This window comes from Ralstonia mannitolilytica (assembly GCF_905397375.1).
GTDB lineage: Bacteria > Pseudomonadota > Gammaproteobacteria > Burkholderiales > Burkholderiaceae > Ralstonia > Ralstonia mannitolilytica.
In genome coordinates this window covers 102194-115675 of the sequence record NZ_CAJPVG010000002.1, presented here as the reverse complement: position 1 = coordinate 115675, position 13482 = coordinate 102194, and the positions used below count along the sequence as shown (strand labels likewise).

Sequence of the window (13482 nt, the reverse complement as noted above, 5' to 3'; positions counted from 1 at the left end):
GGGAATTAGTCAAAAAGTGTCAACAACCCCCTCCTTCCCCAGCAGACTTGGGCGAGGCACGTGTTGGCAAAAAACCAACGCTCTGCCACAGCAGCGGATGCGTGCTCCTGGTTCCGGGATGATATTGACCAGATATGACAGTTATACGGCTCAATACGCACTAACTTTAGCGGCTCGAAAAAAGCGCTTTTCCGCCATGCTCATCCGACGCCACCTCCGCCCCCAACACGGCACCATCCTCCTCGAATCCCTCGTCGCCCTGGCAGTGCTCTCCCTCGGCGCGGCGGCCATGTTCCGGGCGTTCGACGTACTCGAAGCCACCAGCCATGCCGCCAGCGAGTACGGCGCGCAGGCACTTGCCACGCTCAATCAGACAGAAGATCGCTGAAATGCCACACCCGCTCGCCCGGCCTGCGCGCGGTGCGTCGCTGGTCGAACTGCTGGTCGGCATGCTGCTCGGTTTGATGGTGCTCGGCATCGTGCTCCAGCTGATGCTCGTCGCGCGGGCACGCTACCAGCGGTTAGCCGATGACGCGCTCATCGAAGACCGCGCGATGCGCGCCCTGCAGGCGATCGCGCAGGCGGTGCGCCAGGCGGGATGGGTCACCGATACGCCCATCGCCTCGCTCGTGCGCCGATGGCCAGGTGCCGGCGCACCGCTATCGCTTTTCGGCTCGGACGACTGCGGGCGGCCGCAGAAAACCCCGGCCCTGAACTGTCAATCGGAAGGCGAGCAGCACAGCGACGCGCTGATGACCCGCTTCGCCGGTCGCAGCCCTGACGCGGCGACGTACGACTGCGCCGGTTTCGGCATTCGAGAACGCATCGGCGGAGACGAAGACCCGCGCCTGGGCAGCATGCTGTTGTACATCTCCGTCAGCGATGACGATGAGCGCGCCCCACGGCTCATGTGCCGCTCCTTCGCGGGCCGCAACGCCAATGCGCCTGCCGCCGGCCAGACACACGAAATCGTGCGCGGCATCGAAACACTGCAACTGCTGTACACCATGGCGCCCACCTCCACCTCGCCCAGTGCCACCAAGCCGGCTCGGGCCATGCAGGCGGAAGACTGGTACCGCGTGAGACAGGTCCATGCGGCAATCGTCGTGCGCGGCGACCACTACGCGCTCAGGCCGCCCCCCTCAGACACCATCACGCTGTTCCCCGACCTCGGCCCTGTACCGGACGCCCGGACGGAGGACGTGGCATTCCGCCCCGCGGACTTACGCCGCAACCGTGCCCGCTTCACCGCCACGTTCTCGGTGCGCAACCCATTGCACTGCGAGGCAGACACATGCTGAGCCGCCCCGCAAAAGCCCATGGCTTCTCGATGATCGCTGTGGTCGGCCCACTGCTCATCATCGGGCTGTTGATGCTGACCGCTTTGCATCTGAGCCAGGACCACCTGCGCCGCGCGACCCTGGCCGCAGACCGTGCGGTCGCTCTGCGCGAAGCGGAATCGGCGTTGACGGCGGCCGAGTGCGAAATCGCCATCGCCACCGACACGCCGTACCGCAGCGAAGACTGCCGTGCCGCGCCAGACGCTGCGCGCATCGCCGCGCTGAACCCCGTCACGTTGAGCGGCTTTGCTCCAGGCGCATGCGGCGAAGGCGCCGCCCGGGGGCTGTGCTGGCCTTTGCAGGGTGAGTCCGCCGCTGCGCTCGCGCAACTGGCTCGAAGCGACGCTCACGCGATCGCGCTCGCGCCGAGCCATGCCGTCACGGGGCGGAAGACACTCGCCGCCCGCTACGTGATCGAACCCATACCCGATGCGTTGCCTGGCCAGTGGATGCACGCCGGTGCCCCGCGCAGGCCCTGGCTGTTCCGGATCACGGCGATCGGCTTTGGCCCCGCCAGCGTAGATGCCGATGGCAATGCGGAGGACACCCCCGTCAACGTGATGCTGCAGACGGTGTACCGGCCCCGGGTGGCAGAACCATGAGCGCGCGACACATTGGTGTGTGGCTCGCCACTGCGCTGGCCGGGTCGACGCCCGCCGCCAGCCTCGACCATCCCGCAGGCCGGTTGCCCACGCAGGTCGTCATCGCGCGTGGCGGCGACGCTTGGAGCGGCCAGTTGCGGGGCATGCGGTTCCTGCCAACGCTAGGCACACCGGACGCGTCCGCCCCGACGGATCTGTGGGAAGCAGGCCGCCTTCTCGATCGCACTGCGGTAGACGCACGGCAACTCTGGACCTTCCGCGCTGGCGAGTCGACGTCCCGCGTGCCCGTGCCGCTGCGTTGGGAGGCCCTCTCGGCCCCTCAGCAGGCCGCCATCGACGCCGACGAAAAGCTGGGCCGCCAGCGCATCGACTACCTGCGCGGCGTGCGCAACGGCGAATACGGCGATCGCGGCCTGCGGCCACGCGCTTCCGTGCTCGGCGCCATGCGAGGCGCGCGCGTGCAGTTGCTCGGGCCACCGGGCTTCGTGCTCGATGCGCGCCATGCGGCGTTCCGGCAAGCGCACGCCCGTCGGCCGTGGATGGTCTATGTGGGCGCCAACGACGGCATGCTGCACGGCTTTGATGCGCTGACCGGTGCAGAACGCTTTGCCGTCATGTCCGACGCCGTCTTGCCGACCGCCGCCCGGAACACGTCACCGGGGCAACCGGTACCGGCACCAGTGTGCCGCCGCCCGTTCGCTGCAGACGCATGGACCGGCGCGCAATGGCATTCGGTGCTGACCTGCGCGAACGGCGCCATGGGCCCTGGTCTGTTCCTCGTGGACATTACCGACCCCACGTGGTCCGGGCCCGTACCGATGCTCGCCTATGACGGCAGTGACGACGTCTCCGTGGGCCGCGTCGACGGCCCCATCCCCGTTGTTCCGCTGGCCGACAGCGACAATGGTCCGGCCCGGTGGTTCGCCATCAGCGGCAACGGTGAAGGGGATGCCAATGCAGACAGCCGCCTGCTGCTGCTCGCGCTGGACCAGCCGCGTACCTCGCCGTGGCAGCCCGGTCGCACGGCCCATGCCATGACGGTGCCCAGAGCCGCAAGCCGGGGTGGGCTCGGCGCCCCCGCCGTGGCGCTCGGCCCGCAAGGGACCGCCACCCTCGCCTATGCGGCTGATACCCAAGGCCAGATCTGGCGTTTCGACCTGAGCCACGGTCCCACCTGGCGACAAGCCCTGGGGACGAATGAAACGCAACGGCGTACGCCGTTCTTCAAGGCGACCTCGCGCGGCGGCTCGCTTCAGCGCGTGCTGGGCCCCATCCTGCTGGCCGCAACGGCAGGCGGCCCGCTGCTGGTGTTCACCGCGATCGACGCCCACGGCGCCGCCACCGTGTATGGCGTTGCTGACACCGGCACATCGGGCAACCTGTCGCGCGACAGTCTTTCCAGGCTGAACGCCAATGAAGACGCCGATGGTGTCGTCATCCGCGCCGACGGAGGCGGCGGTGCGTCCAATGGCTGGCACATCGACCTGCCGAAAGGCGAGGCCGTCGATGACCTCACAGTGGCCGGCACGCACGGCGTGTTGCTTACCACACGAGACGCGAGCGGCCGGGAACGGGCCTACCTGCTCGATCCGCGCACGGGCCTGCCGCCCAACGAGGAGGGCCGCACTGGTCATGTCCTGACCGGCACGCCGCTCATCACCATGCACGCCGCGCCACCCGCGCACGTGCCCGGCGGGGTCGCAGTGCAAGCCGTCCACACAACGATGTGGCAACTCACCGGCGGACGCGCGCAGCGGCTCGAATCGCGCAGCTATACGCGCCAGCTTGGGCGATTGAGCTGGCGTGAAGTCACCGAAGCAGGGACGCGCTGATGCATCGCTTGCGTGGGTTCACGTTGGTTGAGGTGATGGCCGTGCTGGTCATTGCGGCCGTGCTGGCATTCGTGGCGACTTCAACGTGGCCGGCCTACTGGAAGCGCACGCACCGGGCCGCGGCGGGCGCCGCGTTGGTCGCTACGCTGTCCCAACTGGAGCTGCGACACGCGCGCACCGGCACGTACGCAACGGATGATTCGCGGTCTCCGGGCCCCATGACGCGGGCGGACGGCTACACCATCTTTCCTCCGCAGGTGTGCACGGGCGTCAACGGAAGCCTGCCGATCTCCCAGTGCGTCCAAGTGATGGCCGTCCCGCACACCCCCGATCCGGACTGCCCGTTTCTCGCCCTGCGCAGCACCGGCGAGCGCATCCCCGACGATCCCGCATGCTGGCCGTGACGCACCGCCAGCGCCACTGCCAGGCGGGCGTGACGCTCCTGGAACTGGCAATCGTGCTCACCATTGTTGGCGTGCTGGCCGCGCTTGCCGTGCCGTCGATCATCGACCGATGGCAGCGCGAGACCGTCGAACTCCTCGCCCAGCGCTTGATGAGCACCGTTTCGCTGGCTCAGGCGACGGCCCAACGGCGGCATGTCCAGACGCAGCTCGGCCCGAGGGAAAACGCCAGCTGGGCTACCGGATGGGCGTTGACGGAATTGCCACTGGCGGCACCGGACGGGGCGCCCTCGTCAAACGGCAGGAAACTGACCGCCGTTGCACTGCCGACGATGCCCGCCGTCAGCCTCACGACCAACCTGGGGCGTGGCACGCTTTCCTACGAGGCTGTGGGATACTCACGGATGTCCGACGTGAACGGTGCCACGCTGACCCTCACCTGTGGGCGACATCGGCGCAACGTGGTCATCAACGCTGCCGGCCGCCCTCGCATCTGCGACCCGGCCACGAGCCGCGGCCGTTGCACGGATACCGCTGACGACGACCCTTAACCGCAACCACCGCTTCACGCCCATGTTTTCCGATTTCGACCACGCCATGATGCAGCGCGCCCTGGCGCTGGCCGAGAAGGGCCTGTTTACCACCACGCCCAATCCGCGCGTCGGATGCGTGATCGTGCGCGGCGACACCGTCATCGGCGAAGGCTATACGCAGCCCGCCGGCCAGGATCATGCAGAAATCCAGGCCATCAAGGATGCCCAATCGCGCGGCGAAGATGTGCGGGGTGCCACCGCCTATGTGACGCTGGAGCCCTGCAGCCATTTCGGCCGCACCCCGCCCTGCGCGGATCGGCTCGTCGAAGCGGGTATCGCCCGCGTGGTGGCCGCCATGGAGGATCCGAACCCCGCCGTCTCCGGGCGCGGCCTGCAAAGGCTGCGGGATGCCGGCATCGACGTGCGTTGCGGCCTGCTGGAGCGTGAGGCGCGCGAGTTGAACATCGGCTTCGTCTCGCGCATGACGCGCGGCACGCCGTGGGTCCGCGTGAAGGTCGGGGCATCGCTGGATGGCCGCACGGCGCTGGACAACGGCATCAGCCAATGGATCACCGAAACCGAAGCGCGTAACGACGGGCACCGCTGGCGCGCCCGTGCATGCGCCATCCTCACCGGCATCGGCACAGTGCGCGAAGACAATCCTCGCCTCACGGTGCGGGCCGTTTCCACCCCGCGCCAGCCACGCCGCGTGCTGATCGATTCCCAGCTGGACGTGCCGCTCGACGCGCACATCCTCACCACCGACGGCCACCACGAACCCACACTGATCTTTGCCGCCCACCCGGAAGCCGGCCGCATGCGCGCGCTGGCCGAACGCGGCGCAGAGGTCATCCTCCTGCCCAACGCCGACGGCAAGGTCGATCTGGCCGCCATGCTGCGCGAGCTCGGCCGCCGCGAGATCAACGAACTGCACGTCGAAGCCGGCTTCAAGCTCAACGGCTCATTGCTGCGCGAGGGGCTGGTCGACGAAATCCTGGTCTACCTGGCGCCCAAGGTTCTGGGTTCGGGCCAGGGCATGTTCAATATGGGGCCGCTGCAGACACTGGAAGGCGCGGCCGAGTTCTTCTTTCATGACATCTCGCGCATCGGGGGCGACCTCCGCATCCTGGCGCGCCGCAACCCTACAGACTGACCACCATGTTCACGGGAATCGTTGCCGCAGTTGGCCGTATTGAAACCGTCACGCCGCTGGGTGCCAACCCTGATGCGGGCGTGCGCCTGTCCATCGACGCCGGCGGCCTGCCGCTGGCGGACGTGGCGCTGGGCGATTCGATCGCCATCCAGGGCGCCTGCATGACGGTCGTGGCCAAGACCGACACCCGATTCGACGTCGACGTCTCGCGTGAATCGCTCTCCAAGACCGTCGGGCTGGAACGCCCCGGCGAGGTCAATCTGGAGAAGGCGCTGCGGCTGGCCGACCACATCGGCGGCCATCTGGTGTCTGGCCACGTCGACGGTCTTGGCACCGTTACACATTTCGCGCCGGTGGGCGAGTCTCACGAGCTGCGCGTGCGCGCGCCTGCGGAACTCGGCAAGTATCTGGCGTACAAGGGCTCTGTCGTGGTGAATGGCGTGTCCCTGACCGTCAACAGTGTGCGCGATGACGCCGACGGCTGCGAATTCTCCATCAACCTGATCCCGCATACGGTCGCCGTCACCACCCTCAAGCACCTGAAGGCTGGGAGCCAGGTCAACCTCGAGATCGACCTGATCGCCCGCTATGTCGAGCGCATGCTGAGCCAGACGACCCTGGCGCCGGCCGCGAGCGCCTAAGCCCCCGCCGCCGGGGCATTGCCTCGGCCGCCTTGGCGTACAATAGCGGGCTTCCCATTTATGCAGTCGCGCGGCGCCCCATCGATACGAATACGCGGGGGTCGGCCGGCGGCGCGCAGCCCTGCCACGCCATGTCGATCGCCACAGTTGAAGAAATCATTGCCGAAATCCGCGCCGGCCGGATGGTCATCCTGGTCGACGAGGAAGATCGCGAGAACGAAGGCGACCTGATCCTGGCGGCGGATTACGTCACGCCCGAGGCCATCAACTTCATGGCGCGCTTCGGCCGCGGGCTGATCTGCCTGACGCTCACCGCTGATCGCTGCCGCCAACTCGATCTGCCGCTGATGGTGAGCCGCAACGGTACGCCGCATGGCACCAACTTCACCGTGTCGATCGAAGCTGCCGAGGGCGTGACCACCGGCATTTCCGCCGCCGACCGCGCCCGCACCGTGCAGGCCGCCGTCGCCCGCGATGCCAAGCCCGAAGACCTGGTGCAGCCCGGCCACATCTTCCCGCTGATGGCCCAGCCCGGCGGCGTGCTGATGCGCGCCGGTCACACCGAAGCCGGTTGCGATCTGGCCGCGCTGGCTGGGCTGTCGCCCGCCTCGGTCATCTGCGAAATCATGAAGGACGACGGCACCATGGCGCGCCTGCCGGATCTGGTGGAGTTCGCCAAGGAGCATGGCCTGAAGATCGGCACGATTGCCGACCTGATCCAATACCGCAGCCGCACCGAGAGCATCGTCGAGCGCGTGGGTGAGCGCACGATGGAAACGCAGTTCGGTAACTTCCGCGCCGTTGCCTTCCGGGACCGTGCCGCCGGCCGCGCCCATCTGGCGCTGGTCAAGGGCACCCCAAGCCCCGGCACGGAGACGCTGGTGCGCGTGCACGAGCCGCTGTCGGTGCTCGATCTGCTCGAATGCCAGCGCACGACGCACTCGTGGAGTGTGCCGGCCGCCTTGCGTGCCGTGCAGGCGGCGCCGACCGGCGTGGTCGTGCTGCTCAATTGCGGCGACTCGCCCGAGCGGCTGTTTACGCAGTTCAGTGCCCTGGACGCCCCGCACGAGCGCCCACGCACCAAACCCGACCCGCGCATCTACGGCATCGGCGCGCAGATTCTCAAGGATGTGGGCGTGGGCAAGATGCGCGTGCTGGCTTCGCCGCTCAAGCTGCCCAGCATGACGGGCTACGACCTGGAGGTCACCGCGTATCAGTCGATGGCCGATACCCCGGAGACCGCCAACGCGGCGACGCATTGAGGATTTTCTGCGGCGGCCTCGGCTGCCGCGCTGGTTTTCTGCTTCTTGATCTCGTGACGTTGCCCCGGCGGCAACCCAAACCGGAATACACCATGGACCACGGCTTCTACCCGACCAATCTCAACGGCGAAGGCTTGCGCATCGGCATCGTCCAGGCGCGTTTCAACGAGCCCGTGTGCGAGGCACTGCGCGAAGCATGCGTCGACGAGCTCGAGCAACTCGGCGTGGCCGGCGAAGACGTGCTGCTCGTCACCGTGCCCGGCGCGCTGGAAGTGCCGCTTGCACTGCAAAAGATGGCCGAATCGGGCCAGTTCGATGCGCTGATCGCGCTCGGCGCCGTCATCCGCGGCGAGACGTACCACTTCGAGCTGGTGTCTAACGAGTCCGGCGCGGGCATCACGCGTGTCGGCCTGGATTTCAACATCGCCATCGCCAACGGCATCCTCACCACCGACACCGATGCCCAGGCCCACGCCCGCACCCGCGAGAAGGGCCGCGACTGCGCCCGTGCCGCTGTCGAGATGGCCAATCTGACCAATGCGTTGCATGGCCTGCAGGACCACGGCCAGGACGACGAGAACGAATAAGCGCGAGCATCCGCGCAAGGGCTTTTTTCATGACGCAAGACAATTCCCCAGCCAAGACCAAGGCGCCCGCCAAGAGCGCGCGCCGCCGTGCACGCGAACTGGCGCTGCAGGGGCTGTACCAATGGCTGCTCAACCGCAACGATCCGGGCGTGGTAGAAGCGCACCTGCACGACGCACAGGGCTTCAACAAGGCGGACCGCGCCCACTTTGATGCCCTGCTGCACGGCGCCATCCGCGAAGAAACGACGCTCACCGAGGCCTTCACGCCGTACCTCGACCGCCCGGTAGCCGAGCTCTCGCCGGTGGAGCGCGCTGCGCTGCTGGTCGGCGCATACGAACTGGTGCACTGCCTGGACATCCCGTACAAGGTCGTGATCAACGAGGCGGTCGAGTTGGCCAAGACCTTTGGCGGCGTGGAAGGCTACAAGTACGTCAACGGCGTGCTCGACAAGCTGGCCGCCCAGGTGCGTGCGGTCGAGGTGGCCGCCCGCCGGTAAATTCCGGCGTTCTGCTGTTCGTTTCCCCTTCCTCTGCTTCGCCCGAGATGGATGCCCACCGCCTGCACACGGCCGCCCGGCTGGCCAATATCCGCGCCTTCCATGTGATGGAGCTGGCCAAGCAGGCCCGCGAGCTGGAATTGGCCGGGCGCAGCATCATCCACATGGGCATCGGCGAGCCGGACTTCACGGCCGCCGAGCCCGTCGTGCAGGCCGCCGTCGATGCCATGCGGCGCGGCGTCACGCAATACACTGGGGCGCTCGGCATCCGCCCGCTGCGCGAGGCGATTGCGCGCTACTACCAGACCACGTACGGCCTCGACATTGCGCCCGAGCGGATCATCGTGACGGCCGGCGCGTCGGCAGCGCTGCTGCTGGCGTGCGCGGTGCTGGTGGAGATCGGCGGCGAAGTCCTGATGCCGGATCCGAGCTATCCGTGCAACCGGCATTTCGTTGCGGCCTTCGACGGCGTGGCCAAGCTGGTGCCGTCGGGGCCGGAAGACCGTTTCCAGCTGACGGCCGGACAGGTCGCCGCCCACTGGAGTGAGCGCACACAGGGCGTGCTGCTGGCTTCCCCGTCCAACCCGACCGGCACGTCGATCCTGCCCGACGAGTTGCAGCACATCGTGCAGACGGTGCGCGCGCGCGGCGGATTCACGATCGTCGATGAGATCTATCAGGGTCTGTCATACGACCAAGCGCCAGTTTCCGCCCTCTCTTTCGGCGACGATGTCGTCACGATCAACAGCTTTTCGAAGTACTTCAACATGACGGGCTGGCGCCTCGGCTGGCTCGTCGCGCCTGCTGAGCTGGTGCCCGAATTCGAGAAGGTCGCGCAGAACCTGTTCATCTGCGCTTCGGCGGTGGCGCAGCATGCGGCGCTGGCTTGCTTTGAGCCGCAGGCGCTGGCCATCTACGAAGACCGCAAGGCGGAATTCCGCCGCCGCCGCGATTTCATCGTGCCGGCACTGGAATCGCTGGGCTTCAAGGTACCCGTCAAGCCGGACGGTGCATTCTATGTGTATGCCGACTGCCGCGGCGTGCACCACCCGCACGCCGGCAATGCTGACGCACTCACGCAGTCGATGCTGCATGACGCCGGGGTCGTGCTCGTGCCGGGGCTGGACTTCGGCCCGCACACGGCGCAGCACTACATCCGCCTGTCATACGCCACCGCAATAGACCATCTGGAAGAAGCCGTTTCGAGGCTTGGCCGACTGTTCAGCCAATAGAAATCGCTGGTGCGTTCGCCCAAACAAGAAGGCCGTCCCTCAAGACGGCCTTTCTTATATAGCGTGGCAAGAATCGTCGATCAGGCCTGGCCCTGCGACTTGTCTTCCAGGCGGGCCTCCTCCTGCTGACCGCTGAGCGGCTGCTTGTCGGCCGGCTTGGCCTGCGCCTTGGCTTCGGCCTGCGTCACCGGTGCGGCAACGGCCTTCACCGGCTCGCGCTCCGCCGCCATCGTCACGGGCGAGCGGCGCCCCGTCGCCACCATGCGCAAGCGCGAACGTTCGGCGAGCACCTTGCCGCCGTAGCCGCCGTCACCCTGCGTCACCGCGCCGACGTACAGCTTCAGGCCGCCCTCGATCGAACCGGCACGGGCGATGCAATCCTTGAGCACCAGCGCACCCACCTTGATGTTGGCGTACGGGTTCAGTGCGGCACCCACGCCGCCCATCACTTCGTACTTGTCCTGGTGGACCTTGGTCATGACCTGCATCAGGCCCTGCGCACCCATGCCGCTCTCGGCGAACGGGTTGAAGCTGGACTCGATGGCCATCACGCCCAGGATCAGCAGCGGATCGAGGCCGACTTCCTTGCCGGTCTGATACGCCGCCTTGACGAGCTGGCCGGTGGCGGTCGCCGCCACGCGGTACTTGCGGGCGATGTATTCGGCCACGGCAGCCTGCTCGCGCGGGGTACCGGCGGTTGCCGACTCACGTGCCTCGCGAACGACCTGCGTGTTCGGGATCTGTGCGGCCAGTTCGGCGACGGACGGCACCTTCGAGAGCGTGTCCCACCCGGCCGCAACGACTGCGGCGCCCTGCGAGCCAGCCCCTTCGACCACGGGCGGCGCTAAACCCGCGCCGGCTGCCGGAGCGGCAGGCGCAAATGCAACCGGCTCCAAGCCGGCCGTAGCACTACGCGACGGCGCGGCCGAAGCCGCGCTGGCATTCGCACCTGGCGCGAACTTGAGCACCCGCTGAGCCACCATGGCACGCCATTCGCTGTTCAGCGAGAGCGCGACGGCAGCCACCACCGCCAGCACGCCGATGCTGTTGAGCACGACATGCCCGCTGCGGAACACCAGCAGCACCCCCGGATGCATTTCATTGCGGGACGCGACGGCGCCCCCTGCGTTCAACTCCATGCGCAGCTTACGAGGCAGCGCAACTTGGCCTGCACGCGCGAGGCGGCGGCCAACCGGGGCGACGAGTCGACGTTGCAGCGCCGAACCGATCCCGGAAGAATGAAGGGTTTTCCAACCGTTCATACTTACCTCCGTCCGCTGCGCAGATCCGGTGGGCGCCTTTCTTTTGCATGGCGCCGTGCGTTTCGAATCGCAACGGTTTTTAGTAAGGATGCCGCGCTGTTGCAGTCAGCCGGCATCTGTTGGGGGCACTCCCCTTGTGCCCAGACAAATGCGGGGCGTGTCCTTGGGGAGGTCACGTCCCGCAGCGATGATGAAGTGCTCTGGCATCGCCCCTCATACGAGCGAGAGAATGGGCGAGGGCACTAGCCGAAGATATGTTGCGACGCAACAATTGCCAGATCGATTTGGATTGTAGGAAGCGCGTTATTCCAAGTCAATCATAAAGAAATCGATTTTCATATCAAAAGGTTATGAAAAGGGTCGCGTTGTTCGGCGTCGCCGACCTGCGGTTCGTTCTGTCATCAGGGTGCCATGGGGTTTTGGCCTTACAATCGCGGCCACCCTGCCTACACCAAAAAAACCGCGGCCCGACCACCATTTGGCGGGCCCGGGTCTCCGCGTGATAGACGATCCACCTTACCTTTGGTTACAAAATTTCCATGCAATACAGGGACTTACGTGACTTTCTCGCCCAACTGGAACGCACCGGCGAGTTGCGCCGCGTGCGCCAGCCGGTGTCGCCGCGCCTGGAAATGACGGAAGTCTGTGACCGCCTGCTGCGCGCGGAGGGCCCGGCGGTCGTCTTCGAACGGCCGGCGGACGGTGCGCGCAAGTACGACATGCCCGTGCTCGCCAACCTGTTCGGCACCACGCGGCGCGTGGCGCTGGGCATGGGCGCGGAGTCGCTCGATGAACTGCGGGACGTCGGTCGCCTGCTCTCGGCGTTGAAAGAGCCCGAACCGCCGCGCGGTCTGCGTGAAGCCGGCAAGCTGTGGACGATGGCCAAGGCCGTGTGGGATATGGCACCGCGCAAGGTGTCGTCGCCGGCGTGCCAGGAGATCGTGTGGGAAGGAAATGACGTTGATCTCTCGCGCATTCCCGTACAGACGTGCTGGCCCGGCGATGCGGCGCCGCTCGTCACATGGGGGCTGGTCATCACGCGCGGGCCGCACAAGAAGCGGCAGAACCTGGGTATCTACCGGCAGCAGGTCATCAGTCGCAACCAGGTCATCATGCGTTGGCTGGCGCACCGGGGCGGCGCGCTGGATTTCCGCGAGCACGCCATCGCGAATCCGGGCCAGCCGTTTCCGATTGCGGTGGCGCTGGGCGCCGACCCGGCCACCATCCTCGGCGCGGTGACCCCGGTGCCGGATACGCTATCTGAGTACCAGTTTGCGGGGCTGCTGCGCGGCAGCCGGACCGAGCTTGCGACCTGTCTGACGCCTTCGCTGGCGCAGGCACAACTGCAGGTACCGGCCGGCGCCGAGATCATCCTCGAAGGCCACATCCAGCCGGACCCAACGCACCCGAGCGGCTACCAGCACGCGCTCGAAGGCCCCTTCGGCGATCACACCGGCTATTACAACGAGCAGGACTGGTTCCCCGTGTTCACGGTCGAGCGCATCACGATGCGCCGCGACCCGATCTATCACTCCACGTATACAGGCAAGCCGCCCGATGAGCCGGCCGTGCTGGGCGTGGCGCTCAATGAAGTGTTCGTGCCGCTGCTGCAGAAGCAGTTTCCGGAGATTGCGGATTTCTACCTGCCGCCCGAAGGCTGCAGCTATCGCATGGCGCTGGTCAGCATGAAGAAGCAATACGCCGGCCACGCCAAGCGCGTGATGTTTGGCGTGTGGAGCTTCCTGCGGCAGTTCATGTATACGAAGTTCATCGTGGTGGTGGACGACGACGTGAACCTGCGCGACTGGAAGGAAGTGATCTGGGCAATCACCACGCGCGTGGATCCGGCGCGCGACACGGTCATGGTCGAGAACACGCCGATCGATTACCTAGATTTCGCGTCCCCGGTGTCAGGCTTGGGCTCCAAGATGGGCATCGACGCCACCAACAAATGGCCTGGCGAAACCACGCGGGAATGGGGCCAGCCCATCGTCATGGAGACCGCTGTCAAAGCCCGCGTCGACGCCATGTGGGACACGCTCTTCCACTAACCACAAGGCTTGGCGGCGTGGCCTGCGAGCGAACGATCGTTCGGTTATTCTTAGCGAGTTAAGCGACTGCTGCATCTAAAAGGCGGGCC

Annotated in this window: 14 protein-coding genes; 13 read left to right on the top strand and 1 reads right to left on the bottom strand. The window is 66.7% G+C overall.

Features of this window, described 5'->3' with window-relative positions; genetic code table 11:
• Positions 1-196: 196 nt before the first annotated feature.
• From KHN96_RS06125 to KHN96_RS06070, 12 genes are all read left to right on the top strand, one after another.
• Complete coding sequence (locus KHN96_RS06125; protein ID WP_062737759.1) at positions 197-388, top strand: type IV pilus modification PilV family protein; 192 nt, start codon at positions 197-199, stop codon at positions 386-388.
• A 1-nt stretch (position 389) separates the two neighbouring features.
• On the top strand, positions 390-1301 hold the full coding sequence (locus KHN96_RS06120) for a PilW family protein (protein WP_045786248.1): 912 nt from the start codon (positions 390-392) through the stop codon (positions 1299-1301).
• Entirely contained in the window at positions 1295-1942 is a 648-nt protein-coding gene (locus KHN96_RS06115) for a pilus assembly PilX family protein (protein ID WP_045786247.1), read from the top strand. The genes KHN96_RS06120 and KHN96_RS06115 overlap by 7 nt, the downstream gene beginning before the upstream one ends.
• A complete protein-coding gene (locus KHN96_RS06110; protein ID WP_045786246.1) occupies positions 1939-3774 on the top strand; it encodes a pilus assembly protein in 1836 nt (611 codons plus the stop codon). Before KHN96_RS06115 ends, KHN96_RS06110 begins: the two co-directional genes overlap by 4 nt.
• Positions 3774-4178 carry a type IV pilin protein gene (locus KHN96_RS06105; protein ID WP_045786245.1) on the top strand — a complete coding sequence of 135 codons (405 nt, stop codon included), beginning with the start codon at positions 3774-3776 and terminating at the stop codon, positions 4176-4178. Before KHN96_RS06110 ends, KHN96_RS06105 begins: the two co-directional genes overlap by 1 nt.
• Positions 4166-4726 carry a GspH/FimT family pseudopilin gene (locus KHN96_RS06100; RefSeq protein ID WP_045786244.1) on the top strand — a complete coding sequence of 187 codons (561 nt, stop codon included), beginning with the start codon at positions 4166-4168 and terminating at the stop codon, positions 4724-4726. Before KHN96_RS06105 ends, KHN96_RS06100 begins: the two co-directional genes overlap by 13 nt.
• A 22-nt stretch (positions 4727-4748) precedes the next feature.
• Positions 4749-5861, top strand: coding sequence for a bifunctional diaminohydroxyphosphoribosylaminopyrimidine deaminase/5-amino-6-(5-phosphoribosylamino)uracil reductase RibD (gene ribD, locus KHN96_RS06095; RefSeq protein ID WP_045786243.1), 1113 nt, complete (start codon positions 4749-4751; stop codon positions 5859-5861).
• Between the two features lie 5 nt (positions 5862-5866).
• Positions 5867-6502, top strand: a complete 636-nt coding sequence (locus KHN96_RS06090; protein WP_045786242.1) for a riboflavin synthase — start codon at positions 5867-5869, stop codon at positions 6500-6502.
• A gap of 131 nt (positions 6503-6633) precedes the next feature.
• The gene (gene ribBA / locus KHN96_RS06085) at positions 6634-7764 is read left to right on the top strand and encodes a bifunctional 3,4-dihydroxy-2-butanone-4-phosphate synthase/GTP cyclohydrolase II (RefSeq protein ID WP_045786241.1); all 1131 of its coding nucleotides are present in this window, start codon (positions 6634-6636) and stop codon (positions 7762-7764) included.
• Positions 7765-7856: 92 nt separating this feature from the next.
• Positions 7857-8351 (top strand): 6,7-dimethyl-8-ribityllumazine synthase, encoded by a 495-nt coding sequence (gene ribH / locus KHN96_RS06080; protein WP_045786240.1) that lies wholly within the window; start codon positions 7857-7859, stop codon positions 8349-8351.
• 29 nt (positions 8352-8380) lie between these two features.
• Positions 8381-8848: a transcription antitermination factor NusB gene (gene nusB / locus KHN96_RS06075; protein ID WP_045786239.1), complete on the top strand. Its 468-nt coding sequence runs from the start codon at positions 8381-8383 to the stop codon at positions 8846-8848.
• 47 nt (positions 8849-8895) lie between these two features.
• Positions 8896-10080, top strand: a complete 1185-nt coding sequence (locus KHN96_RS06070) for a pyridoxal phosphate-dependent aminotransferase (RefSeq protein ID WP_062737760.1) — start codon at positions 8896-8898, stop codon at positions 10078-10080.
• 80 nt (positions 10081-10160) lie between these two features.
• Here KHN96_RS06070 and KHN96_RS06065 read toward each other — a convergent pair whose 3' ends face one another.
• Positions 10161-11342: a lytic transglycosylase domain-containing protein gene (locus KHN96_RS06065; RefSeq protein ID WP_045786237.1), complete on the bottom strand. Its 1182-nt coding sequence runs from the start codon at positions 11340-11342 to the stop codon at positions 10161-10163.
• A gap of 539 nt (positions 11343-11881) precedes the next feature.
• On the opposite strand from KHN96_RS06065, the gene ubiD reads away from it, so the two are divergent.
• Positions 11882-13393, top strand: coding sequence for a 4-hydroxy-3-polyprenylbenzoate decarboxylase (gene ubiD, locus KHN96_RS06060; RefSeq protein ID WP_062737761.1), 1512 nt, complete (start codon positions 11882-11884; stop codon positions 13391-13393).
• Positions 13394-13482: the final 89 nt, after the last annotated feature.

Excerpts from the sequence above, each read along its gene's own strand:
- KHN96_RS06125 (WP_062737759.1), top strand. The coding sequence starts at position 197 with ATGCTCATCCGACGCCACCTCCGCCCCCAACACGGCACCATCCTCCTC.
- ribBA (WP_045786241.1), top strand. The coding sequence starts at position 6,634 with ATGTCGATCGCCACAGTTGAAGAAATCATTGCCGAAATCCGCGCCGGC.
- KHN96_RS06090 (WP_045786242.1), top strand. The coding sequence starts at position 5,867 with ATGTTCACGGGAATCGTTGCCGCAGTTGGCCGTATTGAAACCGTCACG.
- KHN96_RS06105 (WP_045786245.1), top strand. The coding sequence starts at position 3,774 with ATGCATCGCTTGCGTGGGTTCACGTTGGTTGAGGTGATGGCCGTGCTG.
- KHN96_RS06070 (WP_062737760.1), top strand. The coding sequence starts at position 8,896 with ATGGATGCCCACCGCCTGCACACGGCCGCCCGGCTGGCCAATATCCGC.
- ribD (WP_045786243.1), top strand. The coding sequence starts at position 4,749 with ATGTTTTCCGATTTCGACCACGCCATGATGCAGCGCGCCCTGGCGCTG.
- ubiD (WP_062737761.1), top strand. The coding sequence starts at position 11,882 with ATGCAATACAGGGACTTACGTGACTTTCTCGCCCAACTGGAACGCACC.
- KHN96_RS06100 (WP_045786244.1), top strand. The coding sequence starts at position 4,166 with ATGCTGGCCGTGACGCACCGCCAGCGCCACTGCCAGGCGGGCGTGACG.
- KHN96_RS06110 (WP_045786246.1), top strand. The coding sequence starts at position 1,939 with ATGAGCGCGCGACACATTGGTGTGTGGCTCGCCACTGCGCTGGCCGGG.
- KHN96_RS06115 (WP_045786247.1), top strand. The coding sequence starts at position 1,295 with ATGCTGAGCCGCCCCGCAAAAGCCCATGGCTTCTCGATGATCGCTGTG.
- ribH (WP_045786240.1), top strand. The coding sequence starts at position 7,857 with ATGGACCACGGCTTCTACCCGACCAATCTCAACGGCGAAGGCTTGCGC.
- nusB (WP_045786239.1), top strand. The coding sequence starts at position 8,381 with ATGACGCAAGACAATTCCCCAGCCAAGACCAAGGCGCCCGCCAAGAGC.
- KHN96_RS06065 (WP_045786237.1), bottom strand. The coding sequence starts at position 11,342 with ATGAACGGTTGGAAAACCCTTCATTCTTCCGGGATCGGTTCGGCGCTG.
- KHN96_RS06120 (WP_045786248.1), top strand. The coding sequence starts at position 390 with ATGCCACACCCGCTCGCCCGGCCTGCGCGCGGTGCGTCGCTGGTCGAA.